The sequence below is a fragment of the Pseudoalteromonas sp. B131b genome, from assembly GCF_037162545.1.
Classification (GTDB): domain Bacteria; phylum Pseudomonadota; class Gammaproteobacteria; order Enterobacterales; family Alteromonadaceae; genus Pseudoalteromonas; species Pseudoalteromonas fuliginea.
Genome location: NZ_JARLUZ010000001.1, coordinates 12,958 through 28,882, shown reverse-complemented (window position 1 = coordinate 28,882; position 15,925 = coordinate 12,958). Strand labels below are relative to the sequence as shown.

At 40.2% G+C, this 15,925-nt stretch carries 13 protein-coding genes and 4 pseudogenes; 11 read left to right on the top strand and 6 right to left on the bottom strand.

Annotation, left to right across the window (positions count from 1 at the left end):
- Positions 1 to 69 precede the first annotated feature (69 nt).
- The 3 genes and pseudogenes from P4S65_RS00150 (at position 70) to P4S65_RS00140 (ending at position 1,764) form a co-directional block, all read left to right on the top strand.
- Entirely contained in the window at positions 70 to 468 is a 399-nt protein-coding gene (locus tag P4S65_RS00150; RefSeq protein ID WP_337119324.1) for a hypothetical protein, read from the top strand.
- Positions 469 to 915: 447 nt separating this feature from the next.
- A pseudogene (locus P4S65_RS00145) lies at positions 916 to 1,200 on the top strand (murein transglycosylase domain-containing protein); the annotation flags it as partial.
- A gap of 75 nt (positions 1,201 to 1,275) precedes the next feature.
- Positions 1,276 to 1,764 carry a transglycosylase SLT domain-containing protein gene (locus P4S65_RS00140; protein WP_337120717.1) on the top strand — a complete coding sequence of 163 codons (489 nt, stop codon included), beginning with the start codon at positions 1,276 to 1,278 and terminating at the stop codon, positions 1,762 to 1,764.
- Positions 1,765 to 2,140: 376 nt separating this feature from the next.
- Here P4S65_RS00140 and P4S65_RS00135 read toward each other — a convergent pair whose 3' ends face one another.
- Together P4S65_RS00135 and P4S65_RS00130 are read right to left on the bottom strand one after the other, a co-directional pair.
- Positions 2,141 to 2,578, bottom strand: a complete 438-nt coding sequence (locus P4S65_RS00135; protein WP_033037986.1) for a hypothetical protein — start codon at positions 2,576 to 2,578, stop codon at positions 2,141 to 2,143.
- 128 nt (positions 2,579 to 2,706) lie between these two features.
- A complete protein-coding gene (locus P4S65_RS00130) occupies positions 2,707 to 2,925 on the bottom strand; it encodes a hypothetical protein (protein ID WP_033023621.1) in 219 nt (72 codons plus the stop codon).
- A gap of 132 nt (positions 2,926 to 3,057) precedes the next feature.
- Here P4S65_RS00130 and P4S65_RS00125 point away from each other — a divergent pair, with 132 nt between their 5' ends.
- A complete protein-coding gene (locus tag P4S65_RS00125) occupies positions 3,058 to 4,317 on the top strand; it encodes a multifunctional CCA addition/repair protein (RefSeq protein WP_002961634.1) in 1,260 nt (419 codons plus the stop codon).
- Positions 4,318 to 4,323: 6 nt separating this feature from the next.
- Here the strand turns inward: P4S65_RS00125 and P4S65_RS00120 are convergent, their stop codons facing one another.
- The 3 genes and pseudogenes from P4S65_RS00120 to pdsR all read right to left on the bottom strand — a co-directional run bounded on the left by P4S65_RS00120 (position 4,324) and on the right by pdsR (position 7,586).
- Positions 4,324 to 4,488 (bottom strand): hypothetical protein, encoded by a 165-nt coding sequence (locus P4S65_RS00120; protein ID WP_002961633.1) that lies wholly within the window; start codon positions 4,486 to 4,488, stop codon positions 4,324 to 4,326.
- Between the two features lie 271 nt (positions 4,489 to 4,759).
- Positions 4,760 to 6,897 (bottom strand): annotated as a pseudogene (gene pdsS, locus P4S65_RS00115) (proteobacterial dedicated sortase system histidine kinase).
- The gene (pdsR, locus tag P4S65_RS00110; RefSeq protein WP_337119323.1) at positions 6,897 to 7,586 is read right to left on the bottom strand and encodes a proteobacterial dedicated sortase system response regulator; all 690 of its coding nucleotides are present in this window, start codon (positions 7,584 to 7,586) and stop codon (positions 6,897 to 6,899) included. The pseudogene pdsS and the gene pdsR overlap by 1 nt, the downstream one beginning before the upstream one ends.
- Before the next feature lie 366 nt (positions 7,587 to 7,952).
- Here pdsR and pdsO point away from each other — a divergent pair, with 366 nt between their 5' ends.
- From pdsO to P4S65_RS00095, 3 genes and pseudogenes are all read left to right on the top strand, one after another.
- Positions 7,953 to 8,684 carry a sortase-associated OmpA-like protein PdsO gene (gene pdsO, locus P4S65_RS00105; protein ID WP_337119322.1) on the top strand — a complete coding sequence of 244 codons (732 nt, stop codon included), beginning with the start codon at positions 7,953 to 7,955 and terminating at the stop codon, positions 8,682 to 8,684.
- 45 nt (positions 8,685 to 8,729) lie between these two features.
- Positions 8,730 to 10,765, top strand: a pseudogene (locus P4S65_RS00100) (marine proteobacterial sortase target protein).
- Positions 10,762 to 11,367: a class GN sortase gene (locus P4S65_RS00095; protein WP_337119321.1), complete on the top strand. Its 606-nt coding sequence runs from the start codon at positions 10,762 to 10,764 to the stop codon at positions 11,365 to 11,367. Before P4S65_RS00100 ends, P4S65_RS00095 begins: the two are co-directional and overlap by 4 nt.
- Here P4S65_RS00095 and P4S65_RS00090 read toward each other — a convergent pair.
- A complete protein-coding gene (locus tag P4S65_RS00090) occupies positions 11,262 to 12,221 on the bottom strand; it encodes a DMT family transporter (RefSeq protein WP_024597327.1) in 960 nt (319 codons plus the stop codon). The genes P4S65_RS00095 and P4S65_RS00090 overlap by 106 nt on opposite strands.
- Before the next feature lie 119 nt (positions 12,222 to 12,340).
- On the opposite strand from P4S65_RS00090, the gene proB reads away from it, so the two are divergent.
- The 4 genes and pseudogenes from proB to P4S65_RS00070 all read left to right on the top strand — a co-directional run bounded on the left by proB (position 12,341) and on the right by P4S65_RS00070 (position 15,924).
- Positions 12,341 to 13,444 carry a glutamate 5-kinase gene (gene proB / locus P4S65_RS00085; protein WP_337119320.1) on the top strand — a complete coding sequence of 368 codons (1,104 nt, stop codon included), beginning with the start codon at positions 12,341 to 12,343 and terminating at the stop codon, positions 13,442 to 13,444.
- 116 nt (positions 13,445 to 13,560) lie between these two features.
- Positions 13,561 to 13,920, top strand: a complete 360-nt coding sequence (locus P4S65_RS00080; protein WP_337119319.1) for a glutaredoxin family protein — start codon at positions 13,561 to 13,563, stop codon at positions 13,918 to 13,920.
- Between the two features lie 39 nt (positions 13,921 to 13,959).
- Positions 13,960 to 15,443 (top strand): annotated as a pseudogene (gltX, locus tag P4S65_RS00075) (glutamate--tRNA ligase).
- A 181-nt stretch (positions 15,444 to 15,624) separates the two neighbouring features.
- Positions 15,625 to 15,924: a hypothetical protein gene (locus tag P4S65_RS00070; protein WP_021032137.1), complete on the top strand. Its 300-nt coding sequence runs from the start codon at positions 15,625 to 15,627 to the stop codon at positions 15,922 to 15,924.
- The last annotated feature ends 1 nt before the right edge of the window (position 15,925 follow it).

The window sequence follows — 15,925 nt, the reverse complement described above, 5'->3', positions numbered from 1 at the left end:
AAAGATCTTGTAATAAGGTTAAATGTAGCTGGAAAACGTGAACTCTATTTATTAGATACTAATACGCTTATGACAAAAAAAGTAACAGATAATAATGGACGTTTTGGCTATATGGATAGTGATAAAATACTCGTATATGTAGATAATAAAAAGGAGTTATATAAGGTTGATATAAATGAACCTCATATGCCTGTAAAACTGCTCGATAGAAAACAGTTTGGTACCCGCTATGGCTGGAGTATACATAACCATGAAGTTTATTTTAAAAGTGGTGATAAAGCAGGGGATTCAATAAAACGTTTTAATATTGGGAAAAAACTATTGACCGATATTTTGTATGTCCCAACAATCTCTATTTTAGATTCAGAGCCTTTTTCTATGATCCCTTTACATAAAAAACTGTTATTTACTAAAAGTCTATCGGAACAATCTAATATTAATCAATTACATCACCCATTATTTAATTGATTTTCAACGAATGAGTAACATAAATGCTTTGCTATTAGTTTGAACAATAGCTAATTGAATATAAAGTTGGCCCTAAGTAGGCTGCCATAAATTAGTTTTAGCTAAATATTTTATAGTGTTACTTAAAAAACAGATAGGGATAAGTTGTGAAAAAGTATGGCTTCTTAGTGTTTATTCTATTATTGACCGGTTGCGAGTCAATATCGCACTTAGCGCCAGTAAGGGATCTCAATAAACTTGCAAAACAAGTAAAAAACAATCCCACCGATGTTAAAGCAATTGAAAAACAAGTAAAAAAACGCAGCGCTCAATTAAGCAGCAAGTGGGGAGCGTTAGTCAGCTATTAGCAACGTTAGAAAGTGTAGTTAGTCGTAAATGGGGTAAAAAAATACTCAGCAACCAACACGCAGAAAATATGTAAAATACAGCAATGATTACCAAGCACGCGCTGTTATTGATTTTGACCGTAATATGGTACAGGTCGAAACCATAGCCACTAAAAATACCAATTCGCTTCTAACTCAAGCAATTGTAATGACATTATTGACCTCAAGTGATCCACATAAAACAGACATTTTTACCAGTGAATCGCCTATTTTAGGGGATGAACCTTTTTTGTATCAACAAGTGCTTGATGAAGACGGGCTCCCCATAAAATACCAATGGCGGGCAAATCGTTTTGCTCGTTACTTAGTAGACACTAAGGTACAAAAAAAACGTAGTGATGGTCATTCAATTACATCGGTATCTTTTCCTCTGGTAGAACAAAACGCTCACTTACGAAAGCAAAAATACAGTGATTATGTATTGGCTGCGGCAAAGAAATACCAAATATCTGCGTCGCTTATCTACGGTATTATTGAAACAGAGAGTCACTTTAACCCTTACGCAGTAAGTTCTTCAAATGCGTATGGTTTAATGCAAATAATTCCATCGCGCGCAGGAAGAGACGTCTATCAAAAAATAAAGAAAATACCAGGGGAGCCGAGTAAAGAAGTATTGTTTGATCCTAAAAGAAATATAGATATTGGCAGTGCGTATTTAAGTGTACTAAAAAATAGCTATTTAAATAAAATACAAACCAAACAAAACCAACATTACGCCATGATTTCTTCATATAACGGTGGCGCAGGCAATGTACTAAAAATATTTAATTCAAATAGAACAATCGCATTTTCAAAAATTAACCAATTAACGTCGAGCCAGTTTTATAAAATACTCACAACTAAGCACTCTAGAGCTGAATCGAGACATTACTTAGAAAAAGTGACCGTAGCAGAAAAAGCATATCAATAAGTTTCAAATTTATTTGTTATTGATAAACAAACCATAGCTGAATTCCTGTTTTGGTTCAATCGGTTACTTCAATTTCAGGTGAAATATTAAAAGGAGGTTTGGTGCTATTTTAACTGCCGTTTAAAGGCTGTTACTGGTGTTTGAGTGGCTAGGTTGAGAGGGAGTGGCTTTACTTTCTTTGTGTGTTTTTTTAGGCTGTGTATCTTGTTTACTTTCAAAACATTGGCATTTAAGTGAATATTATTTAGGTGCTTGAAAATACATAAGCCCTATGATGAATCAGCTTCCTTGCTGCATTGAAAAATAACGGAACAACGCTACTAAAATCTGCGGTGGAAAATAAGTTTTAGTGCTCATCAGCGTGTGTTGTTATCTGTTAATTAGCTATTTTCATTAGAGTTGCAGTTATGACAGCCGTTGCACTAATACATGCTACTAGTAGTGGGACTATAACCTTCCATCGCTCAAAGTTTGAAACCTGCCTATCATGAATTTCAATAGCAACTTCTATTAATTTTTGCACTAAACTCGGCTCTAATCGCTCACGTATTTTCTTACCATTTTTGGTTTCGTAAGATGCTACGTAACGAGATACTAAAGAGACCCTATTTATTTTATCTTCCTCATCTCTAACACGAAATAGCTCAGGGTGGGATTTTGATAGCTCCACCCAAGAATTCGCAGACCTTGGAATTAGTTTTAGTTCTTCAATTAAGCCTTCTTCACTACGACTTGTATTTCGATGGAATGCTAAGACCTGAATTAGTGCGATGACTTCGCCTAGCCGATGCTCTTTTAAGTACTCTTTTGACATTGCAATATATCCCCATGGCTCATAAATAATGAAGTTTTAGGTTGGATTGGAATCTCGTTTTTACACCGAAGGATAAGGCATGACCTATTGGTAACTATACCTTCGCTAATTACGCCACGAAAAATCAGTTATTCCTCTTGTTCTTCTTTTTCACTCTTAGCCGCCATTTTAAACGCCACAATAACCAATCCAAACATAGCAAACGGCAGTGCTGCCAACATGTATTCAACCACATTACTGTCTTGAAAGTTTGCTTGTAGCAAAAAGTGACCTGCTACGCACATTAAAATAACTACCAATAAAATAGGCAGTAACATAAGTTCTTTTTTTGATGAATGGTTTTTCATTAATTATGAGGCTGTAGCTAAAAATAATGGGCCATTGTAATGAGCTTGTTTAGGCTTGGCAAATACCGCAGAATTTTTTAATTAATGATATGATTAGCGTCAAACAATTGGGCAAGTGTTATTGGGAATAAAGTGAAAAGTAACTTAAAACAAGTTTACCTCGTTGGCGGTGCAGTGCGCGACAAACTGCTAAATATAAAATCAAAAGATAACGACTATGTAGTGATTGGGGAAACACCAAAAACGATGGAATCGCTTGGTTTTGTGCCAATAGGTAGCGACTTTCCGGTTTATTTACACCCAAAAACAAAAGAAGAATATGCACTAGGGCGCACAGAGCGCAAAAGTGGCAAAGGCTATACTGGCTTTGTGGTTGATGCCAGCCCAACCGTTACGCTCGAAGAAGATTTAGCAAGACGCGATTTAACTATAAATTCAATGGCGCTTGACGAACACGGTAATATTATTGACCCGTTTAATGGCCAAACAGACTTACAAAATAAAATACTGCGCCATACCACCGCTGCATTTGTAGAAGACCCTGTACGGGTACTGCGTATTGCCCGTTTTTTAGCGCGCTATGGCAGCGATTGGCGTATTCACCCAAGTACGTATGCATTGATGCGCGAGCTTAAAAATAAAGGTGAGCTAAATCATTTAGTACCTGAGCGCGTGTGGCTTGAAACAGAAAAAGCACTGGGTGAAAAGCACCCTGAGCTTTATTTTGAAGCATTGCAAGGCTTGGGTATTTTTCCAGAGCTTGAGCGCATGGTTAATGTACCGCAGCCAGCAAACCATCATCCTGAAGGGGATGTATTTGTGCATACTATGTTGGTACTTAGACGCGCCGCAGATTTAAATTTTGATTTGGAAACTCGTTTTGCAGCGCTGACTCATGACTTTGGTAAGGCGCTTAGTTTTAAAAAGTATGGAAATTTACGTGGGCACGAACGCGAAGGTGTTGCAATTATTGAGGCGTTTTGTGAGCGCTTAAAAGTGCCTAATCGCTTTCGCGATGTTGGTGTACTCACCAGTGATAATCACACCCTTTGCCACACAATTGATCAGTTAAGGCCGCAAACCGTTCACAAGCTAATAGTGACTAACTTAAATGCTTTGGTGCATCCGAATCGTTTTATAGCGTTTACTCAAGCGTGCCAATGTGATGCGCAAGGCCGTGGTGAAACATTGGTTGATAAGCCATACCCGCAAGCAGCTAAACTGCGAGCAATTCATACTGAGCTGCAAAAAATGGATAAGAAGCAAGTAGTGCAAGATGCGCTTAAAAATGGCAAAAAAGGCCCTGAAATAGGCGAAGAAGTAAAACTAGCAGAAATAAACTGCATTAAAGCATTTTTACAAAGCGAGAAACTGGAAGCTCAACAACGTTAGGCTGAGTTAAATTAAATAGTGTGACACGCCTTCGTTTTTAGGTATGTCGGGTTTTCGAAGTTCTTTATAATTAGCGTTCTTTGGTTTTACATTTTCAGATTTAGGCTTTTTAGATGGCCTATATAGGTCAAAAATAAAGTCTAGCTCTTCACGTTCTAGTAATTCTTTCATAAAGTAATCTCCTCAATAAGCAACTAGGGTATGGTCGTTCGACTGAATTAAAAGTGAATAGTTACATTTGAAGTTGTACTAAATTGTAACCGGCAGGTTTTGAAGGATGAGAGGGGTTTATTTGTTAATTTATATGGAGTTAAGGTGAATTAAAGCAACTATTTTTAACAAAAAATATACGACTGAATTTAATTTATTGCGTAATTACTATTTGCATATAATGCTGTGGCTATAAATATAACGGTACAAATATAACGGTATAAATACAGCCTTAACCATTAGCTAACGGCAGTGTTACGGTAAATACGACACCATCACCTTGTTCGTTGTTTTGCGCTGTTACACTGCCTTTATGGTAGTCGCACACCAGCCTTACAATATAAAGACCTAACCCCAAATGTGGCTGTTGCTGCATTTGCTGGCTACGTACCGACACCATAGAGTCAAAAATATGCTCAGTTAATCCTTCGGGTAACGCGGGGCCTGTATTACTCACTGTTAATATTGCTTTATTTTCGCTCTGCTTAAGGCCTACATTAATAGCCGTATTGGCCTCACTAAACTCCAGCGCGTTATTAATAAGTTTATCAAGCAGCTGAGCTATAAACTCCGGTGCACCTTGCATAGGTAATTTGTTTTGGCATACATCAAGCGTAAATAACTGGTTTAGGTAAGTAAGCTGATAGCCTTGCATGCAGCCATTTATTACTTTTTGTAAATCAAAAGGCTCAGACTCGTTGCTTTGAATACTCTGCTCAAGGCGAGTGGCTTCGCTCATGGTGGTTATTATTTTACCTAAGCGTTCAACGCCTTCACTGGCGCGATCAAGGTATTTTTGACTCAGCTCGTTTTGTGGCAAGCTTTGTAAGTTTTCGAGTGATGAGCGTACTACGGCAACCGGCGTGCGCAGCTCATGTGACAACCGCGACGACATATTTTCTAAGTAATCGGTATAACCACCAAGTCGGCTCACAATGTTTGAAAAACTACGAGACAGATCGCCAATTTCATCGTTAGCATCGCTGTAATTAATACTGCCGGTAACACGCCCTTGTGCATCAATTGCTTGTTCAGCTGTATCGCGCAGCCGCCTAATTCGGTTCGATATACGTGAGGCAAAAAGAACAGTGTGACAGTACCAATTAGCATCACAGCTAAAATAACGTTAAAGAGTTTTTCGAGTGACTTATTACGCAGCGTACGTACGCCGTTTGTGGTTTCCTCTGCTATTACCGCGCCAATTACTTGGTCTTGAATCCAAATAGGGTAAGCGGCCGATAAAATAACGGCTTTACTGTCGGGTGTTAATCGCCAAGACGATGCTGGTTGTCCTTTTAATGCTTTCGCTAAATGTGTGCCCTGCATAGAGGCTACATCGTGCAGGGTATCTAAAAACTCATTTTCGGGGCGCGTTAATATTTTATAGTAAATAGGGTGCAAGTAATTTTGCTCAAAGCGCTGCCACCACGTCTCGGGAGCTTGGTTAGCAAGTCCATCAGCCCAAACGCCATCTGCATTTTGAATAGTACCCGACTGCGCAAGTACACGATGATGGTTATCAACCACCCAAATGCGGCTACCACTGTGGCCCATGCCTTTTAAAATACGGCTAATTTCTGGAGAAGGGACTAATACAGAGCCTAAATCGTTTGGGTTATTTAAGTTTGAGGTCGACATTATTTTAGGCTCGAGCAGTGCCCTTTTACTATCAATGTCAACAATGGCAAAGCCAAGTTTGTTGCCCAGCATGTTAATAGGAAAGCGCAGCTCTACGTTATAACCTGATTTGGTACTTTCAAAATAGCCCTGGATTTTAGTAAAAGTGGCTTTGGTTTTTGCATCAAACGCATTAACCCAGCCATCTTGGCGCGGCGCAATAATGTAAGTATTAAACTGGCCGTCTGGCGTTTTTAGGCCAATTTGTAAATAATCGTTATTGGTAATGCTTAAGCTATTTTTAGCGCGATAAATAAGGGTATTGTCGGTGACTTTAAATACGGCGTATAAGTAGTTATCAAATTTTCCCACCATATGGTCAAACGATAAGTCACTGGCTTGATGTTTGTTATCTGTTTTTTGTAAGTAGCGCTTGTCGTAATGCCAAAATAGCGGTTGATAGCTGTCCCAATCGTTAAGTTTACCGTCGAGCTGAATAGGGTTTTTAAGATTATAAGCGTATAAATCGCGGCCTTTTACTACTTGGTCTAAAAAGTTAGTTTGCTCGTCAAATAATGCGGGGCGCTCATGTAGTGCAGTGGCAAGTGCGCGAGTAGTGCCTACGAGGGTTTTTTCTTGGCCTTGGCGTAAAAACTTTTCCATTTCCCATACGTACTCGTAGCCAAGCCACGGCAGCAAAAACAAAAAACATGAAAGTAATATAAATTTACTGCGCAGACCAAATCGTAGCATTAGTGTTGTTCCCACCGATAGCCCATACCGTACACGGTATCTATGCAATCAAAGGTGCTATCGAGTGCTATAAACTTTTTACGAATACGTTTTACGTGTGAAGTAATAGTGCTGTCGTCTACATAAATTTTTGCATCGCTCATTAAATCGTTACGGCTTTTAACATGGCCAGGTCGCTGGGCGAGTGAATGCAGCATCCAAAATTCGGTTACGGTTAAATCAACTAATTGTTGCTGCCAAAATACCTGCATACGTTGCGTGTCGAGCGTTAAGTGCCCGCGTGCTATGAGTGCGTTTGCATCAGCGGGTTGTTCAAGTGCTTCCATTCGGCGAAACAGCGCACCAATACGTGCAGCCAAGTGAGCCAAGCTTATGTCTTTTGTTAGGTAGTCGTCGGCGCCCATGCGCAGGCCGCATACGGTATCTATTTCGCTATCGCGGGCGGTTAAAAAAATAATAGGCAGTGTTTTAGAAAGCGATCGCAATGTTTGGCACAGTAAAAAACCACCATCTATTTCATGGCCTAAGCCAATATCAACAATGGCTAAATCGGGCAGGGCGTTTTTAAATGCAGCTTCAGCGCAGGCGCGATTTTCAAAGCCACTTACTTGGTAGCCCTGTGCGCTCAGCATTTCTATGTAGTTTTCGCGGATTGCGGGTTCATCTTCAACGATGGCTATTTTTTTCATTTTAATCATTATCCTATCGGCTCTGCTGTGCACTATATCGAAGTTTTTAAGTTATACCAATCTGCTTATATATGGGGTCTATTTAACGTTAAGAAAATTACGCTAGAGCTAGGCAAAAGTTTTTATATCTAGTTGTTCTAAATAAAAAACTTTTAACGACGTTATAGTGCAATTTAATTCGTTAAATTGATCAAAGATTTATGCAGGTTGGTATTAAGTAAGGTTAAAAAGGCAATTGCCATTTTTTTGCCACAATTGCTCAGCAGTTTGCCATTTTTGATCCCCTTTGCTGCCACTTGAGCTTGTTTTAATACACCCATCAAAACAAAACATCACAAATTAAAAAGTAAGTTTAAGGATCAAATCATGAAGAAGACATTAATTGCGTTAACACTCGTTGCTAGTTTTTGTACTCCAGCAATTGCCTCAACATCTAACACGCCATCAAAAGAAGCCCATAAAGAAACGGCTATTGGTTTAGGTGCAGGCGCTATTATTGGCGGCGTAGTGGGCGGGCCAATTGGTGCGTTTATTGGGGCATTTGCCGGTGGCTTAATAGGTGATTCAAAAGTAGCTGATAACAAAATTGCAGAGCAAGAGCGTGCAATTACGGTCATGAAAGAAAAAACCAGCGATTACCAACACGTGCTTAACCACAACAATATGTTAGAGCAGCAGCTAGAAGTGCTTGCCAATCAAAATGAGCAGTTAACTCAAGTTCAAATTAATAACTTATTGGCGATGACGGTGCAATTTAAAACAGGTTCAAGTGTTATTGCCCCGCATTTTGCACTGCAGTTAGACCAACTGGTTACCTTGTTAAACAACCAACCACAACTCGTACTTGATTTAAGTGGCTTTGCCGATCAACGCGGCGACGAGCAAGCCAACCTTTTACTTTCTAAAGCGCGTGTAGATGCCGTGCAAAGCTATTTAATAAAACACGGCGTGAGCCATAAACGATTAAGCACGCAAGCATTTGGCGAGCAACAGACATTGACAAGTAGCAACACAGTAGAAGATAACTTTTTTGATAGACGTGTAACGCTTACCACTCGCTCAATGAATAGTGTAAATGGCCAAACGGCGAGTAACTAAATCTAACTGAATCTAAGTAAAGCTAAGCGTTCGATGGAGTGATTTATGTTTAAATTGAGTAAACCAACCAAAATGCTTACTAAAGTAAGCATTTTTATATTCATAGCGATTGTGCTGTTAGCTAGCTTTAAAAGCCATGCGCAATCACCCAAGTTAGAACTTTTTGATAGCAATGGTGCGCCAGCAGGCCCAGCAATAATATTAAAAAGCGACGCCAATATGACCTTAACTGGCCTAATTAATCATGTTGTAGTAACGCAAACCTATCAAAACGAAAACCCGTTTGCGGTTAATGCGCGCTACGTTTTTCCATTGCCTGATGAAAGCGCCGTACATGCTATGACCATGCACATTGGTGAGCGAGTCATTAAAGGCCAAATTGATAAAAAGGTAGAGGCCGAAAAAAATACGAGGAGGCTAAAAAAGCAGGCAAGCAAGCGGCCCTTGTACGCCAGCAACGCGCCAATATGTTTATTACGAATGTGGCTAATATTGGCCCCGGTGAGCAAGTGATTATTGAGCTTGAGTATCAAGAAATAATTGATTACAGCAGCGGCACATTTGCTATTAGATTTCCTACTACCATTACACCGCGTTATCACGCGATTAGTGGTGAGGTTGAGGATAGTACTCAAAATCAAGCGCATGTTAATCCGCTCCCAACGGGATGGTTAAGCCCTGTTTACAGCACTCAAAACATCACTCAAAATAGTACTCAAACTGATAACGTACCAAGCAGCCAATTTAGCTTAAACATAGATATAGACGTAGGTTTAGAGCTGGTGGATATCAATTCTAAATTTCATAATGTTGATGTACAAAACACTGCGTTTGGACAATATAAAATAGCCTTAAATGAGACAAATGCAGTTAATCGCGATTTTGTACTTGAGTTTAAACCGCTGCAAAAAGAGCAGGCTCAAGCCGCATTTTTTACTCAGCAGTTTGAAAATGGTGATCGATACGGGCTTGCTATGCTAATGCCACCAGGGGATCACTTTACACAAACTCAGCGATTACCTCGCGAAATGGTATTTGTCGTTGATACATCAGGCTCTATGCACGGGCAATCTATGGAGCAAGCTAAAAAAGCCTTGTTTTATGCACTTTCATTACTTGATAGCGACGACAGCTTTAATATTATTGGTTTTGATAACATAGTGACTCCAATGAGCGATAAACCACTTATAGCCAGCGACTTTAACTTACGCCGCGCAGAGCGATTTATTTATAGCCTAGAAGCCGACGGCGGCACAGAAATACAAGGTGCGCTTAATGCCGTACTTGATGGCAGCGAGTTTGATGGTTTTGTACGCCAAGTTGTATTTTTAACTGATGGCAGCGTAAGCAACGAAGACGTATTGTTTAAAAACATTCAAAGTAAATTAGGCGATAGCCGCTTATTTACAGTGGGTATTGGCAGTGCACCCAACAGCTTTTTTATGCGCCGAGCGGCAGATATAGGCAAAGGCTCATTTACGTTTATAGGTAGCACAAGCGAGGTGCAACCTAAAATGCAGCAGTTGTTTGATAAGCTTGCACATCCTGCGATTACTAATTTGGCGCTAAGCGATGAAAGCGGTAACAGCTTAGATTTTTGGCCGTCACCACTACCTGATTTATATTTTGGCGAGCCTATCATGGTCGCTATAAAGCTTAATAATGCCAAAAGTGTGATACTTGCTGGGCAAACAGCACAAGGGCCTTTAAGTATTAAATTAAGCACAAAAAATAGCTCAAGCGCTCAAGGTATTGCAAAACTGTGGGCGCGCCAAAAAATTAAGTCATTACTTTTATACAACGAGCAAAGTACCGTTAAAGATGAAGTACAGGAGCTTGCGCTTACTCATCAATTACTTAGCCCCTTTACTGCTTTTATAGCGATTGAACAAACTCAAACAAAAGAAGTGGCAGAGCAAACGGCGCAAGCTACTAATGCAGTACCGCAAGGTATGGCAATGCGTTTACCACAAACCGATGGGCAAAGTAGGCTCCACATATTGTTAGGCTGTATTTTATTATTGGGATTTGGCGCGCTTAAAATAAACCGAGGGCCTAAATTAAGTAGGGAACATAAATGAAAAAGTGGCTAAGCGTGGGCTTACTAATCGCTGGGCTTGGATTATTTGGGCACGGCGCTTATATGCAGGCAAAAGCGTGGCTTGCTCAAGTATTAATTGAGCAAGCATGGCAAGAGGCGCTTAAATCATCTGGCACCAAAGTAAAACCCTGGTATTACGCCGACAGCTACGTTACTGCAAAGCTTGATTGGCCAAGTCATAATAAAACATTAAGTGTATTGGCTGGAGCGAGTGGCCGTAACTTAGCGTTTGCGCCTAGCCAATTTTTACCCGCAGGAGAGCTTGGCGGAAAAGAGTTTGGAAACGAAAAGGGCGCGCTAATAGCCGGGCATAACGACACCCACTTTGCATTTTTACAAAACGCCAAAGTGGGAGAGGCGTTTACTTTGCAACTGCAAAGTGGGGTGATTCAAAATTATAAGGTAACGGGGATTGAGGTTATTCATCAATCCCAAAACTCATTTTTACAAACACCTGGGCTGTATTTGCTTACCTGTTACCCTTTTGATTCGCTTGCCTCGGGTACTGATTTAAGGTTGCTTGTATCTGCGCAAATGTCTTCGCCTGATTCGCTAAGCGGTATATCAACCACAAGTTCTTGATGGCGCTGGCTTACCATTACGCCAATAAATACCACAAATATGCTCAGCCATTGCCAAACGTTGAGCACTTCGCCCAAAATAATAGCTGACAAAATAAGTGTAAAAATAGGAATTAAATTAGAGTACGCCGCAGCGGTTAATACCGATACCTTGCTAATTGCATAGTTGTACATGCCATACCCGCCAAGGGTTACACACGAACCTAAATACAAAATGCTCATAAGCGCAGTTAAGTCGTGTTGGTTTTCGCTTGGTAGGTCGATAAAAAACAAAAACGGCGCAAAAAACAAGCTGCCGCTAATACCTTGCAACGCAATTAAAGTCAGGGGCGAGTAGCGATTAGCTAAATGTTTAATACTTACGGTATAAAATGCAGCGCACACCATAGCCATAAGCTCTAAAAAGTTACCCAGTAACGGATTAGGTGCTTGGTCGGTACTTGGTGAAAGAAGCGTAAGTAAAATACTGCCGCCAATACACAGCGTAAAGCCGACAACAATGGCTTTGCTTATATGCTCTTTAAGTAATACAAAGGCAAGCAGCGCAATAATAATAGGCAAGCAAGAGACAATAACACCGGCCTGCGAGGCTGATGTGTATTCCATTGCATGGCCTTCAAATAAAAAGTATAAGCAAGGCTCAGCAAGCGACATACCCACTAAATACTTCCAGTCACCTTTTAAGTACTCAAACCGAATAACGTAGCGCCATAAACAAAGCGACAAAACTAACGTGGTGAGCATGCGTAAAAATATCACCAATGCAGGGTCGTAAATGGCAATGGCGTATTTGAGCGCAATAAAAGAGCTGCCCCATAAAAAGGTGGCAATAATTAAACATAAACTGGCAGGCATAGAGAGTAATTTACATAATTTAATAAAATCAGATCCTAGCATGAATATTTTTAACTTGTTCAAAAATACCGAGCTGGTATAAATTAATTCATCTTTAATTAATCAGTAGTAAAAAGCACATGCAAAGGGAACAGGTAATAGTTGTAAAGCTTGGTACAAGCGTACTCACTGGCGGCACCGATAAGCTAGACAAAGCACATATGGTTGAATTAGTACGCCAATGCTGCGAGCTTAAAAAACAAGGCCACCAGGTTATTTTAGTATCGAGCGGCGCGGTTGCTGCTGGGCGCGAACAACTATTAAAACCCTGTGGCAGAAGCTTAATTGATAAACAAATGCTTGCTGCAATTGGACAAGGTCAACTTATTCATATTTGGCAGAGTTTGTTTGCTTTATATGGGGTAAATGTGGGGCAAATGCTGCTTACTCGCGCTGATGTAGACGACAGAGAGCGCTACCTTAATGCCCGCGATACACTCAATGCATTATTAAATTACGACGTTGTACCCATCATTAACGAAAATGACGCAGTCGCTACCAGCGAAATAAAAGTAGGCGACAACGATAATTTATCGGCACTTGTCGCTATTTTGGCTAATGCTAATAAGTTACTGCTACTTACCGATCAAGAAGGGTTATTTACCAGCGATCCGCGCACTAATGCCAATGCCACCCTCATTGGCGAAGTAACACACATAAACGATGAGCTGCGCCAACTTGCTGGTGGCAGTGGTACAAACTTAGGTACTGGCGGCATGGCAACCAAATTACAAGCAGCCGACATCGCAAGGCGTGCAGGCGTTGAAGTTATTATTGCTAAAGGCGCAGGTAAAAACGTTATTTTAAAATGTATGAGTGACGAGTTACCTGGTACACGCTTTTTAAAACTCACCGCCCCAAAAGATGGCCGTAAAAAATGGCTACTAGCCGGGCCAAAAAGTAACGGTCAAATTGTTATTGATACAGGTGCTATTGGTGCCCTTCAAAATAAAGGCGCAAGTTTACTCGCTAAAGGCGTTACTAATGCATTTGGACGTTTTGAACGCGGTGATTTAATTGATTTAATAGATAATAAAAATCAAGTAATTGCACGTGGCTTAACGCGATTTAGTAGCGTTGAGGTAAATAAAATAAAGGGTGCGCACTCTAGTCAAATAGGCCAATTACTCGATTACGATAGTGGCGCAGAAGTACTTCATAGGGATGATATGGTATTGCTATAGCAGCACTTTTAGTAAATTAAATTACGTGAGTGTAATTCTCGCAGTATTACACTTTTTTGATTGTAAATTTGTGCTAAAATCTGGCTCCTTAAATTGTTGTAAGCAGAGCACAGAACATGAAATTAGTTCGTTGGTTTTTAGGTTGTATAATCTTATTCTTTAATTTTGTATTTACTCCTCGCAGTAAAAAGCGTGCAAGCGACGAGCAAGCACAGCTTGATCAGCAAACCTCACAATTTAAACTGTATCAATTTAAAGCATGCCCGTTTTGTGTAAAAGTACGTCGCGCTATTAAGCGCGAAGGCTTAAACATAGATACGCGTGATGCAAAAGACAATGAGCAATATCGTCAAGAGCTACTAGAGCAAGGCGGCAAAGTTAAAGTGCCTTGCCTGCGTATAGAGCAAAACGGCCAAGTACAATGGCTGTATGAATCAAACGATATTATTGCTTACTTAAACAAAGTAGCTGCATAAACCACTTTTATTATCTCACTTATTTAAAGAGAATATACCATGACAATTCGCACCCGTGTTGCCCCGTCGCCAACTGGTGACCCGCATCTTGGCACCGCTTATATCGCCTTATTTAACTACTGTTTTGCTAAACAACAAGGCGGTGAATTTGTACTTCGTATAGAAGATACAGACCAAGTACGTAGCACGCCAGAGTCTGAACTTGCGATTATGGATAGCCTACGTTGGTTAGGGCTTGAGTGGGATCATGGTCCTGATGTGGGTGGCGAATTTGGTCCTTACCGTCAATCTGAGCGTAGCGATTTATATAAAAAATACGCGCATCAGTTAGTTGACGATGGCAAAGCGTTTTACTGCTTTGCAACAAGCGAAGAGCTTGATCAAATGCGTGAAGAGCAAATGGCAGAAGGTCTACGCCCTAAATATGACGGTCGTGGTTTAAACCATACAGATGAAGAAATTAAAGCAAACTTAGCGGCAGGCAAACCCTACGTTATACGTATGAAAATCCCAAGCGAAGGCACATTTAAGTTTAACGACTACCTACGTGATGAAATTGAGATCCCGTGGGAAAACGTAGACATGCAAGTGCTTTTAAAAGCTGATGGCTTCCCTACGTACTTTTTAGCGAACGTAGTTGACGACCACCATATGGAAATTAGCCATATTTTCCGTGGCGAAGAGTGGATTAACTCAGCACCTAAATTATTAAAACTGTATGAAGATTTTGGTTGGGAAGCGCCAGTACTTGGTCACTTACCATTACTACGTAACCCAGATAAATCAAAGCTGTCTAAGCGTAAAAACCCAACATCTATTAATTACTATAAAGAAATGGGTTACCTGCCAGAAGCCGTGCTTAACTACTTAGGCCGTATGGGTTGGTCAATGCCAGATGAGCGTGAAAAGTTCACACTTAATGAAATGATTGAAAACTTCGACATGAAGCGTGTATCGCTTGGTGGCCCAGTATTCGACGTAGATAAATTAAGCTGGTTAAACGGCATGTGGATCCGCGAAAACCTAACCGACGAGCAGTTAATTCAGCGCTTTGTTGATTGGAAGTTTAACGGCGAAATGCTCGCTAAAATATTACCAGAAGTTAAAACACGTATTAATACGCTGTCGGATATGGTTGAGCTTGCAGGGCACTTTGTAGGGGGATTCCAACTTACGATCCTGCGCTATTAACAGCCGGAAAAGCAGACGAAAACGTAATACGCCAAGCGCTGCAATTTTTTGTATGGCAGCTTGAAGGTTTACGTAGCTTTGAAAAGCCAGCTATTTTTGCAATTGCAAAAGAAGTTGCAACATTCCACGAGCTTAAAATTAAAGACTTTTTAGAGCCAATTTTTGTCGCAATTACAGGCAAAACATCAAGTACGTCAGTGCTTGATGCAATGGAAATATTGGGGTCTGACCTATCACGTGCTCGTCTACGTGTAGCACTTGCTCATTTAGGTATTTCTAAAAAGCAGGCTAAAAATATAGAGCGTGCGTACCGCGAATACCCAAGCGCATAGTATTTAATAATAACGGCTCAATAGTTAGTTGTTAAAAGTATTAAAAGCCGAGCTTTATTAAGCTCGGCTTTTTTGTTTCAGGCTGTTTAGCTATATGACATCGTATTTTGATATTGTTTAGCTTAAGCATTCATAATTTACTAAATGCTACAATGCGGCATATAAACTCATAGGAGGCAGTATGATTGCAACCGTTAAAAACAAAGCTATTTTTAGCAGTAATACATTTTCGATAAACCTTGTTACTTACCCAACTAATCACAGCGTAATGAACCATATTGACCCTGTGCAGCAAGGGCGCTATTACAAGCTCAACTTTGTATTAGAAAAACCTAAAGCGGGTGGGGTATTTAAATGCTCAAAATGCATTATAAATTTATTTAATCGCGTGTATTTGTTTAGACCCGATAAATACGAGCACAGCGTATCTAAAATTGAGTCAGGAAAGCGTGTGCTACTTAGCTTTGCGCTTAATATATAAC

What these genes read in the sequence shown, in the direction of transcription:
- P4S65_RS00150 (WP_337119324.1), top strand. Translation starts at nt 70, where the DNA reads ATGACAAAAAAAGTAACAGATAATAATGGACGTTTTGGCTATATGGAT.
- P4S65_RS00135 (WP_033037986.1), bottom strand. Translation starts at nt 2,578, where the DNA reads ATGTCAAAAGAGTACTTAAAAGAGCATCGGCTAGGCGAAGTCATCGCA.
- P4S65_RS00130 (WP_033023621.1), bottom strand. Translation starts at nt 2,925, where the DNA reads ATGAAAAACCATTCATCAAAAAAAGAACTTATGTTACTGCCTATTTTA.
- P4S65_RS00120 (WP_002961633.1), bottom strand. Translation starts at nt 4,488, where the DNA reads ATGAAAGAATTACTAGAACGTGAAGAGCTAGACTTTATTTTTGACCTA.
- pdsR (WP_337119323.1), bottom strand. Translation starts at nt 7,586, where the DNA reads ATGAAAAAAATAGCCATCGTTGAAGATGAACCCGCAATCCGCGAAAAC.
- pdsO (WP_337119322.1), top strand. Translation starts at nt 7,953, where the DNA reads ATGAAGAAGACATTAATTGCGTTAACACTCGTTGCTAGTTTTTGTACT.
- P4S65_RS00095 (WP_337119321.1), top strand. Translation starts at nt 10,762, where the DNA reads ATGAAAAAGTGGCTAAGCGTGGGCTTACTAATCGCTGGGCTTGGATTA.
- P4S65_RS00090 (WP_024597327.1), bottom strand. Translation starts at nt 12,221, where the DNA reads ATGCCTGCCAGTTTATGTTTAATTATTGCCACCTTTTTATGGGGCAGC.
- proB (WP_337119320.1), top strand. Translation starts at nt 12,341, where the DNA reads ATGCAAAGGGAACAGGTAATAGTTGTAAAGCTTGGTACAAGCGTACTC.
- P4S65_RS00080 (WP_337119319.1), top strand. Translation starts at nt 13,561, where the DNA reads ATGAAATTAGTTCGTTGGTTTTTAGGTTGTATAATCTTATTCTTTAAT.
- P4S65_RS00070 (WP_021032137.1), top strand. Translation starts at nt 15,625, where the DNA reads ATGATTGCAACCGTTAAAAACAAAGCTATTTTTAGCAGTAATACATTT.